The following is a 17,741-nucleotide window of genomic DNA, read 5'->3' as shown; positions in this document are numbered from 1 at the left end:
ACGCGTCCGGCCTCCGGCAAGAGGATCGAGTGGAATTCGAACGAGTGCTGCAGTGCGCACTCGACGTCGTCGACATCCGTTCCGCACTGCGCCGCGACCTCACCGGAAGGGCCGCGAGACGGCTGCGGGACCTGGCGCTGGAAGCCATGGAGGAGATCGCCTCCGCAGCGGCCGACGAGTACCGCGACTACCTCGCCGCCCGTGAGACCCGTGACGCCCGTGAGGCCGCCGAAGGCGGGCTGTGGCCCGTTCTCGCCGTGCTCACCCCCGTGGTGGCCGCCGTCGCGGCGGCGGTGCTCCTGCTGATCGGGTACGGAGCGCGTCTCGCCGAGGTGGCCACCGGGTTCGCCACGTCGGTCGTCACGGCGGGCTGGGTGCTCGCGTTCACCGCGGCGCTCACCGCGTGCATCGGTCTCTGGGCCCTGTTGCGCACGGCCCTGCGTCAGCGCGAGGGCACGTCCGACGGCCGCCGGGAGCCCGTCGGTGGAACCGACGTGGACCGGGCCCGGGAGAGATGGCGGCAGGCCCTTTTGGAGCGGGGCTTGTTGCCCTACCTGCGGAGCCACCTGGTGGCGGACGCCTAAACTGAGTCGGCGCGGACGCGGGCACGGATGCCCGGGGCGGGACAGGAGAAGAGACTGTGACGGCATACGCCGGTGGCTTCGAAGATCCGCCCGCCGAGGTGCTGGCGGACGCGGCCGCCGCGTTCGGACTGCTGGCCTCCTCGCACCGGCTGCACATCATGTGGGCCCTCGCGCAGGGCGAGAGCGACGTGACCCACCTCGCGGAGCGTGTCGGCGGCGCCCTGCCCGCCGTCAGCCAGCACCTGTCGAAGCTGAAGCTCGCGGGTCTCGTCCGCTCCCGGCGCGAAGGCCGCCGACAGGTCTACTACGTCGACGATCCCGATGTCGTGACCGTGGTGCGCGTGATGGTCGGACAGCTGGCCGCACGTGCCGAGGAGGCATCGGCACCCGTACGCAGGCTGCGCGGGATCGGTGGCTGAGACGTCCGCGACGGCGGGAGGGGGCGCCGAGCGCCCCACCTCCGCGGACGGCCCGGCGGCAGAGAAACCCCAGGTCTTTCAAGGCACTTCGGGCGGGGAGGAACACGGCGAGCTGACCGCGCTTCAGCTGCTCCGGCGGCTGGACAGCGGTCCGCGGGGACTGACGCAGGCGCAGGCCGACGAACGCCTCGCCCGGTTCGGGGAGAACATCCTGCCCGCCCGGCGCCCCGTTCCCTGGTTCGGGCGGTTCCTGCGCAGTCTGCGGGATCCTTTCACCGCCGTACTGCTCTGCCTCGGCCTGGTCTCGGCGCTCGTGGCCTCCTGGGGCACCGCGAGCGTGATCACCGTACTGGTCGTGGTCAGCTGTGTGCTGCGGTCGTCCGGTGAGCACCGGGCCGACCGTTCGATGGCGGCGCTGCGCGACCTGGTCGCCAGCACCGCCACCGTGCTGCGCAGGACCGACGCGGACGCGGTACCCACCGACCATGACCTGCCGGTCGACCAGCTGGTGCCGGGGGATGTGATCCGGCTCGGTCCGGGCGACCTGGTCCCCGCCGACGTACGGCTGCTGCGGGCCGGCGGGCTGACCGTGTACCAGGCCGCGCTCACCGGGGAGTCGGTGCCGGTCGCCAAGTACCCGGTCGACGCGCCGGGCGCCACGGCGGGCGAGCTGTTCGAGCAGCCGCAGCTGTGCTTCCAGGGCAGCAGTGTCGCCTCCGGCAGTGGCACCGCCGTGGTCGTGGCGACCGGCGCGCACACGCGGTTCGCCGAGGGGTACCGGGACCCGGGGCGGCGGGAGGCGAGCGCCTTCGACCGGTCCGTGCACGGCATCTCCTGGATACTCATCCGGTTCATGCTGCTCACTCCGCCGCTGGTCCTGATGGCGGGCGCGGCCCTGCGCGGGCGAGGTCTGGAGACCCTGCCGTTCGCCGTCGCGGTGGCGGTCGGGATGACCCCGGAGATGCTGCCGGTCATCGTCACGACCTGCCTGGCCCGCGGGGCGTCGCTGCTGGCCCGTACGCACGGAGTGATCGTGAAGCGGCTGCCCGCGCTCCACGACCTCGGCGCCATCGACGTGCTCTGCGTGGACAAGACCGGCACCCTCACCCAGGACCGGCCGGTCGTCGACCGCGCGCTGGACGCGGACGGCGAGGACGCGCCCGAGGTACTGCGCCGGGCTGCCGCGGCCGCCTGGTGGACGCTGCAACTCGGCGACCTGCCCGCACCCGACGCCCTCGACGAGGCGCTCCTGCACACGGCCGACGAGGACGACCTGACGGCGTACGACGGGATCGCGGCGCTGCCCTTCGATCCCGTACGCCGCCTCGCCACCGCCGTCGTACGCACCCCCGGCGCCCTCGGCTTCCACACCCTCCTGGTCAAGGGCGCCGTCGAAGCCGTACTGGAGCGCTGTGCGCTGGAGCCGGAGGAACGCGCACGGCTGCTCGCCCGGGCCCACGAGCTGACGGACGACGGGCTGCGCGTCCTGGCGGTCGCCACCGCCGTCCGCCCCGCCCGCCACCGCGACTACACCCCGGCCGACGAACGCGACCTCACCTTCGAGGGGTTCGTCACGCTGCGGGACGCGCTGGTGCCGAGCGCGGCCGACGCGCTGCGGGTGCTCGCCGACCGGGGCGTCGCCGTACGGGTGCTGACCGGGGACCACCCGGGCACGGCCGCCCGCGCCTGCCGCGACCTGGGCCTCGACCCCGGGCAGGTACGCACCGCCGCCGACCTCGACGGTCTCACGGACACCGAACTCGGCGAGCTCGCCCATCGCACCACCGTCTTCGCCCGCTGCACGCCCGAGCACAAGGCGCGTATCACCGTCGCCCTGCGCGCCCGCGGACACGCCACCGGCTACCTCGGCGACGGTGTCAACGACCTGCCCGCGCTGCACGCCGCGGACGTCGGGATCTGCCCGCGCGACGCCACGGACCTGGCCCGGGAGAGCGCCGATGTGGTGCTGGCCGACAAGGACCTCACGGCGATCTCCCACGCGATCACCGCGGGCCGCTACTCCAGCGGCAACATCGGCACCTATCTGCGGGTCACCCTCTCCTCCAACCTCGGCAACGTGATCGCGATGCTCGCGGCGGGCATCCTGCTGCCTTTCCTGCCGATGCTGCCGACGCAGGTCCTCGTGCAGAACATGTGCTTCGACGCGGCTCAGCTCGCCTTCGCCTACGACCGTCCCGCGCCGGGCACCCTGAAGCGCCCCACCGTGCTGCGCTCGCGCGATCTGCTGGGCTTCATCACCGGCTTCGGCCTGCTGAACGCCATCGCCGACCTCGCGACCTTCGGCGTTCTCGCGCTCGCCGTGCACGGGCCCGGGACGGCGAACGACGAGTCCGTGTTCCACTCCGGCTGGTTCACCGAGAACCTGCTCACCCAGGCCCTGGTGATGCTCCTGCTGCGGCTCGGCCGCCGGGGCGTCGAGGGCCGGCGGAAACCGGGTCCCGTCGGCTGGGGCGCGGCCGCCCTCACCGCCGTCGGCCTCGCGCTGCCGCTCTCCCCGCTCGGCCCGCCGCTGGGCATGACCGCGCTGCCCGCCCTGTACTACCTGCTGCTCGCCGCCGTCCTCGGCCTGTACGCGCTGGGACTGGTGGCCACGCGGTCACGCTACGAACGCCGTCGCTCCGAGGACCAGGGCGAAGACGAGTGCGAATACGCGTACGCGTACGGGTACGACCACGGGATCTCACACAGTGATCAAGGTCCGCGCGGCGAGCGCATCCACGACGGAGGGTGACGCGGGCTTACTCTTCCCTCCAGCGCTTCGCCTCGGCGCACCGGTGAACGGGCGGAAGAGAGAAGGCGGGACATGGCCGCATCCTGGACGCGGTGGCGGTGGCTCACTCTGCTGGTCCTCGCCCTGGCCCTCTACGTCATCGTGCGGGCGGCCAACACCCCGCAGGCCACCCCTTCGCACGACACCCCTCCGCGTGCCACTCCTCCGCGTGCCACTCCTCCGCGTGCCACTCCTTCGTCGGCCACTCCTTCGTCGGCCGCCACGCCGCCTGAGACCACTCCGCCTCCGGCAGGCGCGGTCTATCCGTAGGACAGGTTGGAGCACACGTCGTCGTCGGCGGAGCGCGCGTCACGCGCCACCGAAGTGGGCAGGGCGGTGGGCGTGGACGTGGGTGAGGCCGGGGCCGACGTGCTGCCCGTGGTGACGTAGGCCCGGCCCAGGACGACGTCGACGCCCGCGCCCGGCACGGACTTGAGCTCGGCGCCCGGAAAGAGCCGGGCGACCGTCTGGGCCCGGGTCCGCAGGCCCGCGCCGTACTCGATCACCGTGCCGGCGCGGTCCCGGTCGACCGCGTTCGCGGTACGGGTGACGGTGAAGCCGTGCTCGGTGAGGGCCGTCGCGGCGAGCGAGGCCAGGCCGCGTGTGGTGGTGCCGTTGTAGACGGCGACGTCGATACCGTCCCCCGAGACCTCCGCGGCGGTACTGGGCGCGGTGGCCGCGGCGGTCTGCCCGCCTTGTGTGCCCTTCTTTCCGCCGGCGTCGGTGCCGTCGAGGGTGCGGTCGGCCTTGAGCGCGGCCCACAGCTGATCGGCGTCCGGCTGGACGATCGCGACCCGCTCCCCCTGGTAACGCCAGGGGATGGTGGCGAACTTTGTGTCGTGGAGGTCGATGTTCTTCAGGGACATCGCGAACCCGATCAACTGCTTCGCCGTTCCCAGACCCGGGTCGACGGTCAGCGACTTCGTCGCGGCGTCGGCGAGCGGCAGCAGTCCGGTCGGGGTGAGCCCGTCGCTCTTCACCTTCTTCACCAGGCCGGCCACGAAGGCCTGCTGGCGTTTGATGCGGCCGATGTCGGAGCCGTCGCCGATGCCGTGCCGGATACGGACGTAGTCCAGCGCCCGCTGCCCGGAGAGGTTCTGCTCACCCTTTCTGAAGAGCAGCCCGCCCCGGGTGGCGCGGTTGGGGTTGAGATCCTTCTCGTACACGTCCTGCGGGAGGCACACCTTCACCCCGCCGACGACCCGCGTCAGTGCCGCGAAGCCCTTGAAGTCGATGACGACGGTGTGGTCGACGCGCAGGCCGGTCAGCTTCTCGACCGTGTTCTGGGTGCAGGCAGGGTTGCCCTTGGCCGTCTGCCCCACGGAGTACGCCTCGTTGAACATCGTGTTCGGCCGTGTCCTGGTCCACGTCCCGTCCGGGAGCTTGCACGGGGGGAGGGTGACCAGTGTGTCGCGGGGGATCGAGACGGCGACGGCGTGCCGGTGGTCAGCGTAGACGTGCAGCAGGAACGCCGTGTCGGAGCGGCCGATGTCGCCCTTGTCGCCGCCGCCCAGCGCACTGTTTCCGTCCGTGCGCGCGTCCGAGCCGATGACGAGGACGTTCTCGCCCTTCGTCGAACCGGCCGGCCGGTCCTTGGAGAGACCGTCGGCGCCGAAGGTGTCGATGTTGCCGTTCAGCTTCAGATAGATCCAGCCGAGTCCGGCCGTGCCGAGCAGCAGCACGGTCAGGGCCACGACGAGGGCGATCCGCAGGGGGCTCCTTCTGCGGCGCGGCCGCCGTGCCTGGTCGCTGGTCGTCACACGTGAGCTCTCATCCGTCCGACTCATACGTAGGGGACGCTCAGCCCCGCCCGATGGTTGTAAAGTTGCGCAATGTGGCAATAGTGATGGGCGCTGCCGCGCGTTCACGGAAGCGCCGGGTCCGGTGAAGGGAAGAGGTGGGCGGGATGCTCCGTAACGGACTGGAACCCTGGCACCTGCTGATCGTGGCGATCGTGATCATCGTGCTGTTCGGCTCGAAGAAGCTGCCCGACACCGCCCGCGCGCTGGGCAAGTCGATGCGCATCCTCAAGAGCGAGACCAACGCCATGAAGCACGACGGCACCGCACCCTCCGGCGGGCCTTCCGCCACACCCCGGTCCGGGACCGCGCCCGAGGGCGAGTCCGAGACCGCGTCCGGGAACGCGTCCGAGGGCGAGTCCGGGAACGCGTCCGCCGCACCGGCGCCCCACGTCGTCCAGTCCGCACCCGGCGAGACCGCTTCGGCCCGCCCGGTCGACGGGGGCACCGCGACCCGCTGAGCGTTCTCAACAAGCGTGCCCTCCGGCCTGGTTGGCCGAGGTTCGCACTCCGGGTGGCTACGAGGCGGGCTCGGCGGTCCATGTGATGTGCGGGGGTTCGACCCGCGCGCACAGGGGGTTGCCGTGCGCGTCGGTCAGGCCGAGGCGTCCCACCAGCAGGCCCTCACGCGCGGCGGCGGCGAGCACCTCGGCGGGGATGACGTCGAGCATGAGCTTGGCGCGCCGGAACATGCTGAAGACGCCCGACTCGTCGACCGTGCCCCATGACAGGTAGATGAACCGACGGCCCAGACGGTCCTGCACGTAAGGCCCTTTGACGTCCGTGCCGGCCGGCGAGGCGAGCGCGGTGCACTCCAGGGTCCAGGTCGCGGACGCGGCGTCACCGGGCTGCGGTTCGAGGAGTTCGGCCGGACGGTCCCGGCGTTGTACGGCCACGTGGATGTTGTCGTACGTCGGCGCGCCGCTGCCGGCGGGGGCCGGACAGGTGCGGCCGGGCAGGTCGACGGCGTCGATACGGATGAGCATGCCGACCATCATCCCGCCATTCCGGCGACGGTTCTCCACGAGCTGCCATGCGACAAAGGGGACGATGCGATGAAAAACGGCCTCGCGTCTCACGGGGCAGCCCAGTGAACGAGCGGGGCGTACTGCCCAGATGGGGTGATGCGCGCACGGCGTGGCGGAGCGGGGCTTTCCCACCGGTGTCCTGTGCGGCCGATGCCACGGGTGACGGAGCCGTCACGCCCACCGGCCGCACTGGTAGCACCCGAGAGAGGTGGAAAGATGAACCGGACACGCCGTCTCGCAGCACTCACGTTCGTGGTCGTCCCCGCACTCGCGCTGGGCCCCGCGGTCGCCGCCCACGCGTCGCCCGCCACCACGCCCCGCGCGACCTGCAACGTCGAAAGAGAGTCGAACGGCAAGTACCACCTGTGGGGTGTGGGATTCCCCGGTGGCGCCAGCGTGACCTTCTCGGGCTCCAGCACGGGCACCGTCTCGACGGACCACACGGGAAGGTTCGACGTCGACGGTCTGAGCGGAAGCAAGTTCGTCGTCAGGACGGCCCACGGGAAGACGACGCTCACCTGCGCAAAGATCAATCACTGAGGTCTGCGCGCGCTGCGCGGTTCTGGCGCACCGTCAGCCCACTGGCCGTGAATCGACGTACCCCCAGGTCCCCGACCTGGGGGTTTCGCGCGGGGTGGGACGCCATGGAGGACGGGGCCCTAGTCGATGCCGATGCCGACGCCGATACCGCGCGTGAACGGTTCGAAGATGTGGCTGAAGGACCAGGTGTCCTGGGCGATGCCCGAACAGGAGTTGGCGCCGGCCGTTCCCACGCAACCGCCGTTGTCGCGCTGGAGGGCCCAGAAGGAGAGCGTGTCGATGCCCTTGGCGACCGCCCAGTTCTCCACCTTCACCGCGTCCTGCGTGGTGAAGGTCTCCTCCGGGCCGAAGTCGTCGATGCCGGGCATCTCGGTGACGCCGATCATGTGCCAGAGCTTCGCCGGGTTCTTCTTCGGGTAGAGCGCGGCGAGTTGGCCGTGCAGCCCGGAGGCGGCGGTCTTGGTGTCGGCCGCCATGTCGTGGGTGGCGCCGTCCCAGTAGTCGAACGTCATGATGTTGACGACGTCCACGCGCGCGCCGTTGTCGACGGCGTTCTTCAACAGCGCCACGCCGTTGGGTGCGAGGCCGGTGGCGGTGGTCGGCAGGGTGTAGGAGAACTGCACGCTGCGGCCGGTCCGTTCGGCCCAGCGCTCCACCTTGGCGATGGCCTTGTTGCGGCGGTCGATCCCGGCGGTGTTGTTGATGGAGTCGGCCTCGATGTCGAGGTCGATCCGGGTGACGCCGTAGGTCTTGACGAGGCTTTCGTAGACCGAGGCGATGGCGTCGACGTCGGTGCAGCTGTCGGCCAGTTCGGTGTTGGTGGTGTCGGCGCTGTAGCCGCCGAAGGACGGGATGACGTTGCCGCCGCGCGCCTGGATCGCGGCGATGTCCCTGCCGAAGGTCGCCTTGGCGATCGGCTGGGTGGCCGCGCCGTTCCAGTACGCGGTGCACGAGCCCGCCGCGGCCGTCTGGAGAAAGGCCATCGTGAGGTACTTGTTGCCCGACTCGGCGGCGAGCGCGGCGGGGCTCTCGCCCGTCCACGCCTCGAAGTACGGCGCCGCCACATGCGCGGGCATGTGCCGCGCGGCATGCGCGGGCGCCCGTTCCGCGGCGAGCGCGCCGCCTCCGCCGAGCGCGACCAGCCCGGCTGCGAGAGCGGTCGCGGTGGCGCCGGACAGCAGCGCGCGAAGTGGCCCAGATCGTCTCATTGACGCTCCCATGGTGAAGGAAGAGCAGGTACAGCGGGAATCCGGAAAGGTTCGTGCGATGTCCACCGGTCGGTACACGCCGGAGAGCTCTCCATGACCAAGGGCGAACAGGGACCATGGTTGGACTAGACCAATTGTCTGTCAAGGTTCTTTACAGTTAACTGTTCAAAACATGGCGCAGCCGCTCTCGGAACCGGGCTGTTCCCCGGGAGAGTCGCGCGGCGAGTGTTGTTCAGCAGCCGGTGCGGGTCGGGGCGAACTCCATGCGGGCGTGCTCGTCCGCGTCGCGGGCTTTGTCGTAGGTGGCCGGGGTGACCTGGTACCAGACGTCGTCCCTGGCGGTGTCGCCGTCGACGTTGTCCAGGCTCACGCACCACCGCTGCGGCCGAACGGTCCGGGTGTACGTCTCGGTGCCGCTGCGGACCTTCTTGCAGCTCTGGTACCGCTCCGTGGTGTACCAGGTGCGGGTCGTCCGGTGCGTGCCCGTGCCCGTGCGCTGGGTGTGCCTGACCTGCCTGGTGGCGGACGTGCACTTCCTGACCAGGTGCGGGCGGGTGGCCCTGGTGGTCTTCGCGGCGAGGTGGCGGACCGAGTCCCTGAGCCCGGAGACGGTGTCCGGGCTCGGCGGGGCCTCCTGGACGGTGCCCGCACTGCTCTGGCCGACGTCGGTCACGGCTCCCGGGTCCACGCCGCGCGAGCCGCCCCCGCCACCGCCGCCGCACGCGCCAAGCCCGGCTATGAGAACCGCGGTCGCTCCGGCCATCAGCAGCCGCTTGCCGAACATGTCTCCCCCTGAGGTCGGCGGCGGTCAGCGTAACGGATCACCGGCCACGCGGCGCCCGGGGGAGCATGGGGAACCTTGCGCTGTCAGAAGACCTGTGTGAAGCAGCCGAAGCCGATCACGAGCACCGCCACGATCGCCGTGAGGGCTTTGAGGGCCTGTGGTGTTCTCGTCGTCATCCCGGACTCCTTTCTGTTCACAGGCAGTTGCGGACGAGCCAGTCGTCCGCGCTGTACGCGTCCCGCGCCGGGTCGGGCACCGTGGCGGGCCGCTCCTCGACCGTGTCCTCGATCCGAACGCGCTCCGGCAGCGCGCCGAACCGCGCCCGGCGTGCCGCCTCCGCGGCGTCGGGGGCCTTCTCCGTTCGCTCCGCCTGTGTCATCTCGCGTACCTCGCTTCGCTATGACCACTTCGGTGTGAGCACCGCAGTCGGTGACATCGACCAGTCACCAGTTCAACTGGTGATGGTGTCCACATGTTCCGGCCTCGCACATCACCTGTCAAGATGGTGATGTGGATCTGGATCACGTCTTCGTCTGCGGGAACCCGGCACTCGACTTCGCCGCGACACTCCGCGCTCGCCGCTCGCTGCGGTTCGAGATGCTCGCCTCGCCGGACCGCCTCGACGCCTGGTACCTGGAGTCCGGAGTCGTCGACTCCGTCACCGGGAGCCAGGACTCCGACGTCGGGCGGGCGACGGCGGTGCGGGAGGCCGTCTACGCGCTGGTCACCGCCCGCCGGCTGGGCGACGCGTACGACGACGAGGCGCTGGCCGTGCTGAACGCCGCGGCCTGGAAGCCCGCGGCGACACCGCAGCTCACCCCGGCGGGCCGGTGGACGGCGGCGACCCCGGAGGAAGCGCTGTCGACCGTGGCGCGGCTCGCCGTCGAGCTGCTGGGCGGACCGGATGTGCCGCTGCTCAAGGAGTGCGGCAACCCGGAGTGCACCCGCGTCTATGTCGATCGCTCGCGAGGCATGCGTCGGCAGTGGTGCGGCATGGAGTCCTGCGGCAACAGGATCAAGGCCGCGGCCTACCGCGCCCGTATGAGGGGGACGCGGGCGGTCGCGACCGCCTGATCTACGGTCGGCGCGCGCACCGGCTCAGTCGGAGGCGGGTGACTCCTCCGGCGAGGATGCGTTCGCCGGCAGTTGGAACCACATGGTCTTGCCGGTGGCCGTACTGGTGCTGCCCCAGGCCTCGGCGAGCAGATCGAGCAGGTCGATGCCACGCCCGCTTTCCGCGTCGGCGTCGACGACACGCCGTACGGGCCCGGTGGGGTCGGTGTCCTCGACTTCGCACCGCAGGCGGGAGTCGCGCACCTGCAAGTTGAGCCGCAGCGGGCCGCGCGTGTGGCACAGGGCGTTGGTGACCAGTTCGCTGACCAGGAGCTCGGCCGTCTCGGCCAGGTCCTGCAGACCCCAGTCGCCCAGTTGCGCGATGACCAGGCGTCGGCCCCGGCGGACCGAGGTCAGCTCCCGCGACAGGGGCCAGGAGGCGTCCCAGTCGGTGGCGCGGCCGCGAGGCGCGTCAAAGGGGCGTACGGGTGCCAGCGTGCGCGCCCAGAGAGCCTGGTGCCGGGCGATCCACGAGGTGAGTGCGGCCTTCCGCCCTGACTCTTCCTGTCGGCGGCAGAAAAGCCGGGCAACGTATCCCTTGTGCGAGGTCGCGGCGAGGCCGATGGCCTGGAAGGCCATGGAGAATCAGTCCCTTCTGAAGCGTCGGCGGCCGTGGTTGCCGCGGCGGCGGAAGTGCGCCGCTGACCGGGCAGGGTGTGCCGGGCCTCGCATTCGCGTAGCACTCGCTACATCACAAATATACGCGTAGCACGCGCTACAGTAAATACCTCAATGAAGGCAATAAATCGGACATGCCGCATCTGCCTCGCTCCGCCCCGCGCAACGGCAATCGCCGACCCGACCGCACTGGGAGCCCCCATGCCGCGCCCGCCCGACCCGGCCAAACGACGCGACCTGCTGGGTCAGGTCCGCGAGTACATGATCCGCAATGGCCTGACGGACCTGTCCCTCCGCCCGCTGGCCCGGGCCTTGGGTACCAGCGACCGCATGCTCCTGTACTACTTCGGCACCAAGGAACGCATGGTCGCCGAGGCGCTCGCCCTGGACGAGCGGCGACCGCTCCTGCGTGCCCGGAGCCTGCTCGGAGCCGGCGACGCCCCCAGGGACCCGGCGGGGCTCCGCGGCTTCATGGAGGAGGTCTGGCAGCAGTACAGCGACCCGCACCTGCGCGCCGCGCTACCCCTGTATCTCGAGATCATGGTCACCGGTGTGCTCCGTCCCGACCGGTACGGACCCGTCATGCGCGACACGCTCACCGAGTGGAAGGGCCTGTTCACCTCCGTCTTCCGCGAGATGGGTCTGCCCGAGGAGCGAGCGCGCATGGAGGCCGTCCTCCTGGTCGACGCGTCCCTCGGTCTGGTCGTCGGCCCCGCGGTCGACGGTGACTGGGACGAGGCCGACGCGGCCTTCCGTGTCCTCCTCGACCGCCTCGAACCCGGCTGGCGAGCCACGTAGCGAACGCCGCCCCGGTGCGCGCGGCGCTGTGGGGGACGTCGCGCGAGGGGACGTACAAACCGTTACGTTGGGAATGAAGGGCACATTTCCGCCCCCTGTGGGAGTCCCACCATGCGCAGGATCAGTCAGCGCTGCCTGAGCGCGGTCGCGGGCCTGGCCGCCGCCCTCGTCGTCGCCCCGCCGGTGTCGGCCGCGACATCGACCCCGCACAGTCGGCCGAACACCCAACAGCGCACGGAAACATTCCAGTTGGTCGCCAAACAGACCCAGTCCGAATCCCTCGACCTGGGCAAGAAGGGGATCGGCCGGGGTGACCAACTCGTCATCGCCGAGGACCTGTACCGCGACGGCCGGAAGATCGGCGACCACAGCGTGGTCTGCGTCTACGTCCACCTCGATCCGAGCGAACTCCAGTGCGTGGGCACCTTCGCTCTGCCGCAGGGGCAGATCACCTCGCAGGCGCTGCTCCACCTGCCGCCGGCCCCCTCCATCGACATCGCCGTCACCGGCGGTTCGGGTGCCTTCAGTTCGGCCCGGGGCTACGTCCACACCGTCCCCGCCGGGAAGACGGTGCGCAACCTCACCTTCCACATCACCGTTGACGGCCCCTCAGGAAACTGAGTCCCCGTTCCGCACGCCGGAGTGGGCGGTGCGTCGACGTCGAGAAGAAAGACCTCCGCATGGACCTGAAACTCGAAGTCATCGTCTTGCCCGTCTCCGACGTCGATCGGGCCAGAAGTTTCTACGAGGCGGCGGGATTCCGGATGGACGCCGACCACGCCGCCAATGACGACTACCGGGTGGTGCAGTTCACGCCGCCCGGCTCCGAATGCGCCATCATCTTCGGCAAGGGGGTCACCTCCGCCGAGCCCGGCTCGGTCCGAGGCCTGTACCTCACCGTCCCGGACATCGAGAAGGCCCACGCGGAGCTCAGCGGCCGAGGCGTCGAGATGAGCGAGGTGTTCCACGACGCCGGAGGGATCTTCCAGCACAGCCACGGCGCCCAGGGGGTCACCTACCAGGGCGGGGAGGCGGAACGGGTGCCCGGCCCGCACCCCGACCGCGCCGACTACGGCTCCTACGCCACCTTCAGCGACCCGGACGGCAACGGCTGGGTGCTCCAGGAGGTGAGGCAGCGGGCCCCCGGCCGCTGACACCACGTGCCCATGACAGGAGAACCAGGCCGATACCCGGAGGCAGAGATGACGGGCAGCGAACCCGGCCACGGCCACGGCCTCGCCGACCGGACGGTCGTGGTCATCGGCGCCGGCGCGGGAATCGGGCTCGAGACCGCCCGCCAGGTACGTGCGGACGGCGGCCGGCTGGTCCTCGTCGGCCGCAACCCCGAACGGCTGCGGCAGGCCGCGCTGGAGCTGGACCCCGTCGCCACGGCGGCGTTCGACGCCACCGACACCGACCGCCTCCGGCAGTTCTTCCAGGACCTGCCCGGACCGGTCGACCATGTACTGGTCACAGCCGGCAGCCCCTACTACATGCCGCTGGAGAGCATGGACCTCGCCGACGCCCGCCGCGCGTTCGACGAGCGCCTCGGCGTGACACTCGGGGTCGCCCTCTACAGCCGTGACAAGATCCGCGCCGGCGGCACCCTGTTGTTCATCGGCGGCACCGGCGGCCGACGCCCCGGTGTCGGCCTGGCCATCGCGTCGGCCGCCACCGCGGCTCTGCCCGCCCTCGTTGCCAACCTGGCGCTCGAAATGGCGCCGGTCCGGGTGAATCTCATCGCCGCCGGGTTCGTCGACACACCCCTGTCGGCCTCACTGCTGGGGGATCAGGTCGATGCCCGGCGCGAGGAACTGCGCACCAGGCTTCCCATCCGACGGGTGGTCGGTCCGGCCGATGTCGCCGCTCTCGCCGTGCACATCATGTGCAACGACGCGCTCACCGGCGCCACGTACGACATCGACGGCGGCCAGCAACTCCTCTCCCACTGAGAACCGCCACGGTCTCCTTGTCCGGTGCCGCTGCGTCGACTCAGGAGACGGTGAGCCACTGAGTCGGTGGTCCTTGTCGGCCTCGGCGGGCTTCACGTCCATCTGGAGCGGGAGCCGTGCTCGGCCGGCCGGTGTGGATCCCGCCGCCGCGTCCGTTCAGGCGCGGCCCTTCGCCGCGTCGTAGTCCTGCCGCGCCTTCTCCACCCGGTCCATGCGGTCGTTGGTCCACAGCGCCAGCGTGCGGATCTGTACGGCCGCCTCGCGGCCCAGCTCCGTCAGGGAGTAGTCGACGTGGGGCGGGATCACCGGTTTGACGTCGCGGTTCACCAGACCGTCCCGCTCCAGGCTCTGGAGGGTCTGTGCCAGCATCTTCTCGGTCACCGGGCCGACGGAGTCGGTGGAGTTGATCGCCCGGCGCAGTTCGGCGAAGCGGTGCGAACGCTCCAGGAGCCGGATCAGGACGAGGACGCCCCACCGGCTGGTGACGTGCTCCATGGTCAGGCGCTGGGGGCACAGTTGCCCGGTACTCACGGCCATGTCAGTACCGTACTTCAAAGTACGTACTCACGCAGAGTGACGAAAACTCCTAGGGTTTCGGGCAGATCCTTTCACGCCCTTCACAAGGAGTTGTCCTCATCATGAGCTTTGTCGTCACCGGAGCCTCCGGGCATCTCGGCCGTCTGGTCGTCGAAGGACTGCTGGAGAAGGTCCCGGCCGACCAGGTCACCGCGCTCGTACGGAGCGAGGAGAAGGGCGCCGCCTTCGCGGCCCGCGGCGTGCGGACCGCGATCGCCGACTACAACGCCCCCGAGACCTTCGACGGCCTCTTCACGGCGGGTGACAGGGTGCTGCTGATCTCCAGCAGCGAGATGACCAGGGACCGTGTGGCCCAGCACGAGGTGGTCATAGACGCCGCCCGGGCCGCCGGGGTCGCGCTCGTCGCCTACACCAGCGCCGCCGGCATGCACGAGGCCCCGCTCACCGAGGCCCACCGGGGGACGGAGAAGGTGCTCGTGGACTCCGGCCTGCCGTACGTCCTGCTGCGGAACAACTGGTACAGCGAGATCTTCGTCGACGGGTTGGAGACGGTGGTCGAGCACGGCGTCCTGGTCCGGGCCGCGGGCGAGGGCCGTATCGCCTCCGCGACCCGCGCCGACTACGCGGCGGGCGCCGTGGCGGTGCTCACCGGCGAAGGCCACGAGAACACGACATACGAGCTGAGCGGGGACCGTGCCTGGAGCTTCGCGGAGTTCACCGCCGAGCTGGGCCGGCAGACGGGCAAGGAGATCGTCTACCGGTCGGTCACCGTCGAGGCGTACGTCGACCTCCTGGTCGGCGCGGGGATGCCCGAGCTGTACGCCCGGATCCTGGCGGACGCCGACGCGTCCTTCTCCAAAGGCGAACTGGCTTTCACGAGTGGGGAGTTGTCCCGTCTGATCGGTCGCGCCACCACGCCGATCGGCGACACCGTCGCGGTCGCCCTGAAGCGAGCGCGGCCGTGACCGCACGGATCACGCCCCCTTTCACGGTCGCGTCCACCGCCGCCTGGGTGGCCGGCGGCGTCGACCTCTTCTGACCCGCAGTCAGTTGTCGGGGTGTGGTCAGGGTTTACTCAGGGGCGTTCCCTGATGAGCCGGGGTGTCGGGTCGCAAGAGACTCGTGGGCGGGCCGTTCGACCGCCGGTCCGACCGCCACCACTTCGGAGAGCCTCACTGTGAACTCCTCTGCCACCCGTACCCGTTGGACCACCGTGACCGCGTCCGGCGCCGTGCTGGTCGCCCTGGCCGCGGGGATGGCCACTCCCGCCTCTGCCGCCACCCCGGCACCGGCGCCCGCCTCCGCCACGAGCGGCGCGCCGCTGCCAGGGCTCGACCCGACCGAGCTCCGGGCGGCCATCGGTGGCCTGCCGAGCGCGGACGTCACCGGCGCACTGCTGCGGATCACCGGCAGCGCGGGCCACTGGTCGGGCACCTCGGGCGTGGGGGACCTGGAGACCGGTCAGGGCGTCCCGATCGACGCGCACATCCGGATCGGCAGCATCTCCAAGGTCTTCACCGCCACCATCGTCCTCCAGCTCGCCGCCGAGCACCGGATCGACCTGGACAAGCCCGTCCAGCAGTACCTTCCGGGCGTCCTGCCCGCCGACCTGCCGCCCGTCGAGGTCGGCCGACTGCTCAACCACACCAGCGGCCTGCCGCGGGGCGCCGCGAGCCCGGACTTCGGCGACGGCAGCCCCGAATGGTTCGCCGCCAACCGCCTCAAGAGCTTCACCCCGCAGCAGGTGGTCGACCTGATGGCAGGCCGGCCGATGGAGTTCGCACCGGGCACCGCGCAGCAGTACAACGGGATGAACTACTACGTCGCCGGCCTGCTGGTCGAGAAGATCACCGGGCACACCTTCGCCCACGAGGTGCGATCCCGGATCACCCGGCCGCTCGGACTGCACGACACCTACGTCCCCGACGCCGACGACCCGCGCCTGCCCGGCCCGCACTCCCACGGCTATCTGACGGTCACGTCCTCGGACGGCACCACGCACCCGGTGGACGTCACCGAACAGAGCCCCTGGCCCTGGGCCGAGGGCGGCATGATCTCCACCCCCGCCGACCTCGACCGTTTCATGACCGCTCTCTTCCGCGGCCGTCTCCTCCCGCCGGCCCAGCAGGCCGAGCTCTTCACCGTTCCCGACGTCCCCAGCTTCCACAGCAGCCAGTGCCGCACCGAGGCCGACGCAGGCCGGGCCTGCATGACCATGGGCATCATGCGGGTGAAGGCCTCCAACGGCGTCGTGGTCTGGGGCAAGACCGGCTCCCGCCCCGGCTACACCAGCGGCGTGTTCGCCACCCGCGACCTCTCCCGCAAGGTCGTCTACTCCGTCAACCCGACCAACCTCAACGGCACCGAGATGCGCTACGTCCAGCAGATCGCCGCCGCCTCCTTCGGCACCGTGGTCCCGGCCACGAACTGACCCCGTGCGAGCGGCGAAGGGTTGTGTGGCCGGTCGCCTCCGGCGATTCATCGGCCTCGGCGGCGCCACTCGCGGCGTACGCGCCGGTCCCGCGGCACGGAGGCCCTCAGGTTCTGTTTTCGCTGGTCGTAGCAGTGACGGCGCCGTGTGCGCCAGCAGGATGAGCTGCCTGTAACAGGGGTACCGTGAACTCGTGACCTACGGCGCAAATGCGAAAAAACCTGAAATGTGATGCCATGCCTCACCGCCGCACCGATTCGGCCAGTGGGACCGCAGAGCTGCTGAACACGCTCGGTGATCTCACCGGCCGGATACTGGACCTGATCAAGGTCCAGCAGGCCCGCGTGGAACTCGCTGCCGCGCTGCAGCGCCAGGTCCTCGCCGCCGAACTGCCGGTCCTGCCATATCTGCACGCGGCGGGACGGTACGCACCTGCACGGGACGGCCTGGACATAGGAGGCGACTGGTACGACGGCTTCCTCATGCCGGACGGCTCGGTGGGATTCGTGATCGGAGATGTACAGGGCCACGATGTCGAGGCCGCGGCTCTCATGGGGCAGGTGCGCACCTGCCTGCGCGCCGTCGCCACCGCCACCACGGACCCGGCGGAGGTGCTCCGGCGCACCAACGATCTGCTCGTCGCCATGGACTGCGGGCTGTTCGTGACCTGTTCGTTCCTGCGCTTCGACCCGGCCACGAGCGAGCTCGCCGACGCCCGTGCCGGGCACGTCCCCGCCGTCTGGGCCACGGCCGACGGCTGCTGCGACATCGTCCTGAACGACGGCGGTCTGCCGCTGGGCATCCAAGCCGGCGAGAGCTACCGGTCGACCCGCCGACCGCTCACTGGCGTGGGCGCGTTCGTACTGCTCACCGACGGTGTGGTGGAAGGCCCCAGCTATCCGATCGACAAAGGGCTCGAACAGGTGGCCGACCTGCTCGTCGGCGCCTGTCGCACCGACCCCGAAGAGCTGGCCGCACAGGTGATCAAGGTGGCGGATCTCACCGGCCACAGCGACGACGCCGCCGTCCTTGTCCTTCGTTACGGAGGGCTCCAGGAACAGCGGCAGGGCGAAAGATGAGCGGCATGCGAGGCATCTGCGACCCCGGCGCGGTACGCCACGCCCGGTGTGACCGCCGGG

At 70.6% G+C, this 17,741-nt stretch carries 21 protein-coding genes; 14 read left to right on the top strand and 7 right to left on the bottom strand.

Going from position 1 to position 17,741, the window contains the following annotated elements:
• Positions 1 to 29 precede the first annotated feature (29 nt).
• From ACFVWD_RS17525 to ACFVWD_RS17510, 4 genes are all read left to right on the top strand, one after another.
• A complete protein-coding gene (locus ACFVWD_RS17525; protein WP_389597013.1) occupies positions 30 to 584 on the top strand; it encodes a hypothetical protein in 555 nt (184 codons plus the stop codon).
• 56 nt (positions 585 to 640) lie between these two features.
• Positions 641 to 1,003, top strand: a complete 363-nt coding sequence (locus tag ACFVWD_RS17520) for a metalloregulator ArsR/SmtB family transcription factor (RefSeq protein ID WP_101399368.1) — start codon at positions 641 to 643, stop codon at positions 1,001 to 1,003.
• Complete coding sequence (gene mgtA / locus ACFVWD_RS17515) at positions 996 to 3,755, top strand: magnesium-translocating P-type ATPase (protein WP_389597011.1); 2,760 nt, start codon at positions 996 to 998, stop codon at positions 3,753 to 3,755. The genes ACFVWD_RS17520 and mgtA overlap by 8 nt, the downstream gene beginning before the upstream one ends.
• A 72-nt stretch (positions 3,756 to 3,827) precedes the next feature.
• Positions 3,828 to 4,064 (top strand): hypothetical protein, encoded by a 237-nt coding sequence (locus ACFVWD_RS17510; protein WP_389597010.1) that lies wholly within the window; start codon positions 3,828 to 3,830, stop codon positions 4,062 to 4,064.
• Here ACFVWD_RS17510 and ACFVWD_RS17505 read toward each other — a convergent pair.
• Positions 4,055 to 5,581, bottom strand: coding sequence for an LCP family protein (locus ACFVWD_RS17505; protein WP_389597009.1), 1,527 nt, complete (start codon positions 5,579 to 5,581; stop codon positions 4,055 to 4,057). The two genes, ACFVWD_RS17510 and ACFVWD_RS17505, sit on opposite strands and share 10 nt — an antisense overlap.
• A gap of 119 nt (positions 5,582 to 5,700) precedes the next feature.
• Between ACFVWD_RS17505 and tatA the strand changes: the two genes are divergently transcribed.
• On the top strand, positions 5,701 to 6,054 hold the full coding sequence (tatA, locus tag ACFVWD_RS17500; protein WP_389597007.1) for a Sec-independent protein translocase subunit TatA: 354 nt from the start codon (positions 5,701 to 5,703) through the stop codon (positions 6,052 to 6,054).
• A gap of 57 nt (positions 6,055 to 6,111) precedes the next feature.
• Here tatA and ACFVWD_RS17495 read toward each other — a convergent pair whose 3' ends face one another.
• Positions 6,112 to 6,579 carry a DUF5990 family protein gene (locus ACFVWD_RS17495; protein ID WP_389597006.1) on the bottom strand — a complete coding sequence of 156 codons (468 nt, stop codon included), beginning with the start codon at positions 6,577 to 6,579 and terminating at the stop codon, positions 6,112 to 6,114.
• 258 nt (positions 6,580 to 6,837) lie between these two features.
• On the opposite strand from ACFVWD_RS17495, the gene ACFVWD_RS17490 reads away from it, so the two are divergent.
• Positions 6,838 to 7,161, top strand: a complete 324-nt coding sequence (locus ACFVWD_RS17490; RefSeq protein WP_389597005.1) for a hypothetical protein — start codon at positions 6,838 to 6,840, stop codon at positions 7,159 to 7,161.
• A gap of 119 nt (positions 7,162 to 7,280) precedes the next feature.
• On the opposite strand, the gene ACFVWD_RS17485 is transcribed toward ACFVWD_RS17490, so the two are convergent.
• From ACFVWD_RS17485 to ACFVWD_RS17475, 3 genes are all read right to left on the bottom strand, one after another.
• Positions 7,281 to 8,369 carry a chitinase gene (locus ACFVWD_RS17485; RefSeq protein WP_389597004.1) on the bottom strand — a complete coding sequence of 363 codons (1,089 nt, stop codon included), beginning with the start codon at positions 8,367 to 8,369 and terminating at the stop codon, positions 7,281 to 7,283.
• Positions 8,370 to 8,601: 232 nt separating this feature from the next.
• Positions 8,602 to 9,153: a hypothetical protein gene (locus ACFVWD_RS17480; RefSeq protein ID WP_389597003.1), complete on the bottom strand. Its 552-nt coding sequence runs from the start codon at positions 9,151 to 9,153 to the stop codon at positions 8,602 to 8,604.
• Positions 9,154 to 9,346: 193 nt separating this feature from the next.
• On the bottom strand, positions 9,347 to 9,532 hold the full coding sequence (locus ACFVWD_RS17475; protein WP_389597002.1) for a hypothetical protein: 186 nt from the start codon (positions 9,530 to 9,532) through the stop codon (positions 9,347 to 9,349).
• Positions 9,533 to 9,663: 131 nt separating this feature from the next.
• Between ACFVWD_RS17475 and ACFVWD_RS17470 the strand changes: the two genes are divergently transcribed.
• Positions 9,664 to 10,227: a CGNR zinc finger domain-containing protein gene (locus ACFVWD_RS17470; RefSeq protein ID WP_389597000.1), complete on the top strand. Its 564-nt coding sequence runs from the start codon at positions 9,664 to 9,666 to the stop codon at positions 10,225 to 10,227.
• A gap of 24 nt (positions 10,228 to 10,251) precedes the next feature.
• On the opposite strand, the gene ACFVWD_RS17465 is transcribed toward ACFVWD_RS17470, so the two are convergent.
• Entirely contained in the window at positions 10,252 to 10,845 is a 594-nt protein-coding gene (locus ACFVWD_RS17465) for an ATP-binding protein (RefSeq protein ID WP_389596999.1), read from the bottom strand.
• Between the two features lie 240 nt (positions 10,846 to 11,085).
• On the opposite strand from ACFVWD_RS17465, the gene ACFVWD_RS17460 reads away from it, so the two are divergent.
• From ACFVWD_RS17460 to ACFVWD_RS17445, 4 genes are all read left to right on the top strand, one after another.
• Positions 11,086 to 11,682, top strand: a complete 597-nt coding sequence (locus ACFVWD_RS17460) for a TetR/AcrR family transcriptional regulator (RefSeq protein ID WP_389596997.1) — start codon at positions 11,086 to 11,088, stop codon at positions 11,680 to 11,682.
• A 111-nt stretch (positions 11,683 to 11,793) separates the two neighbouring features.
• Positions 11,794 to 12,303, top strand: a complete 510-nt coding sequence (locus ACFVWD_RS17455; protein WP_389596996.1) for a hypothetical protein — start codon at positions 11,794 to 11,796, stop codon at positions 12,301 to 12,303.
• Positions 12,304 to 12,362: 59 nt separating this feature from the next.
• The gene (locus tag ACFVWD_RS17450; protein WP_389596994.1) at positions 12,363 to 12,836 is read left to right on the top strand and encodes a VOC family protein; all 474 of its coding nucleotides are present in this window, start codon (positions 12,363 to 12,365) and stop codon (positions 12,834 to 12,836) included.
• A gap of 48 nt (positions 12,837 to 12,884) precedes the next feature.
• Positions 12,885 to 13,634 carry an SDR family oxidoreductase gene (locus tag ACFVWD_RS17445; protein ID WP_389596993.1) on the top strand — a complete coding sequence of 250 codons (750 nt, stop codon included), beginning with the start codon at positions 12,885 to 12,887 and terminating at the stop codon, positions 13,632 to 13,634.
• Between the two features lie 156 nt (positions 13,635 to 13,790).
• Here the strand turns inward: ACFVWD_RS17445 and ACFVWD_RS17440 are convergent, their stop codons facing one another.
• Positions 13,791 to 14,171 carry a winged helix-turn-helix transcriptional regulator gene (locus tag ACFVWD_RS17440; RefSeq protein WP_389596992.1) on the bottom strand — a complete coding sequence of 127 codons (381 nt, stop codon included), beginning with the start codon at positions 14,169 to 14,171 and terminating at the stop codon, positions 13,791 to 13,793.
• Positions 14,172 to 14,272: 101 nt separating this feature from the next.
• On the opposite strand from ACFVWD_RS17440, the gene ACFVWD_RS17435 reads away from it, so the two are divergent.
• From ACFVWD_RS17435 to ACFVWD_RS17425, 3 genes are all read left to right on the top strand, one after another.
• On the top strand, positions 14,273 to 15,136 hold the full coding sequence (locus tag ACFVWD_RS17435) for an SDR family oxidoreductase (RefSeq protein ID WP_389596990.1): 864 nt from the start codon (positions 14,273 to 14,275) through the stop codon (positions 15,134 to 15,136).
• A 212-nt stretch (positions 15,137 to 15,348) separates the two neighbouring features.
• Positions 15,349 to 16,602 carry a serine hydrolase domain-containing protein gene (locus tag ACFVWD_RS17430; RefSeq protein ID WP_389596989.1) on the top strand — a complete coding sequence of 418 codons (1,254 nt, stop codon included), beginning with the start codon at positions 15,349 to 15,351 and terminating at the stop codon, positions 16,600 to 16,602.
• A gap of 236 nt (positions 16,603 to 16,838) precedes the next feature.
• A complete protein-coding gene (locus ACFVWD_RS17425) occupies positions 16,839 to 17,681 on the top strand; it encodes a PP2C family protein-serine/threonine phosphatase (protein ID WP_389596988.1) in 843 nt (280 codons plus the stop codon).
• The last annotated feature ends 60 nt before the right edge of the window (positions 17,682 to 17,741 follow it).

Origin of the sequence: Streptomyces sp. NPDC058086, assembly GCF_042885015.1 — a bacterium.
GTDB lineage: Bacteria > Actinomycetota > Actinomycetes > Streptomycetales > Streptomycetaceae > Streptomyces.
This window is presented reverse-complemented; position numbering and strand designations above follow the sequence as displayed.

Excerpts from the sequence above, each read along its gene's own strand:
- ACFVWD_RS17510 (WP_389597010.1), top strand. The coding sequence starts at position 3,828 with ATGGCCGCATCCTGGACGCGGTGGCGGTGGCTCACTCTGCTGGTCCTC.
- ACFVWD_RS17505 (WP_389597009.1), bottom strand. The coding sequence starts at position 5,581 with ATGAGTCGGACGGATGAGAGCTCACGTGTGACGACCAGCGACCAGGCA.
- tatA (WP_389597007.1), top strand. The coding sequence starts at position 5,701 with ATGCTCCGTAACGGACTGGAACCCTGGCACCTGCTGATCGTGGCGATC.
- ACFVWD_RS17495 (WP_389597006.1), bottom strand. The coding sequence starts at position 6,579 with ATGCTCATCCGTATCGACGCCGTCGACCTGCCCGGCCGCACCTGTCCG.
- ACFVWD_RS17490 (WP_389597005.1), top strand. The coding sequence starts at position 6,838 with ATGAACCGGACACGCCGTCTCGCAGCACTCACGTTCGTGGTCGTCCCC.
- ACFVWD_RS17485 (WP_389597004.1), bottom strand. The coding sequence starts at position 8,369 with ATGAGACGATCTGGGCCACTTCGCGCGCTGCTGTCCGGCGCCACCGCG.
- ACFVWD_RS17480 (WP_389597003.1), bottom strand. The coding sequence starts at position 9,153 with ATGTTCGGCAAGCGGCTGCTGATGGCCGGAGCGACCGCGGTTCTCATA.
- ACFVWD_RS17475 (WP_389597002.1), bottom strand. The coding sequence starts at position 9,532 with ATGACACAGGCGGAGCGAACGGAGAAGGCCCCCGACGCCGCGGAGGCG.
- ACFVWD_RS17465 (WP_389596999.1), bottom strand. The coding sequence starts at position 10,845 with ATGGCCTTCCAGGCCATCGGCCTCGCCGCGACCTCGCACAAGGGATAC.
- ACFVWD_RS17460 (WP_389596997.1), top strand. The coding sequence starts at position 11,086 with ATGCCGCGCCCGCCCGACCCGGCCAAACGACGCGACCTGCTGGGTCAG.
- ACFVWD_RS17455 (WP_389596996.1), top strand. The coding sequence starts at position 11,794 with ATGCGCAGGATCAGTCAGCGCTGCCTGAGCGCGGTCGCGGGCCTGGCC.
- ACFVWD_RS17450 (WP_389596994.1), top strand. The coding sequence starts at position 12,363 with ATGGACCTGAAACTCGAAGTCATCGTCTTGCCCGTCTCCGACGTCGAT.
- ACFVWD_RS17445 (WP_389596993.1), top strand. The coding sequence starts at position 12,885 with ATGACGGGCAGCGAACCCGGCCACGGCCACGGCCTCGCCGACCGGACG.
- ACFVWD_RS17440 (WP_389596992.1), bottom strand. The coding sequence starts at position 14,171 with ATGGCCGTGAGTACCGGGCAACTGTGCCCCCAGCGCCTGACCATGGAG.
- ACFVWD_RS17435 (WP_389596990.1), top strand. The coding sequence starts at position 14,273 with ATGAGCTTTGTCGTCACCGGAGCCTCCGGGCATCTCGGCCGTCTGGTC.
- ACFVWD_RS17425 (WP_389596988.1), top strand. The coding sequence starts at position 16,839 with ATGCCTCACCGCCGCACCGATTCGGCCAGTGGGACCGCAGAGCTGCTG.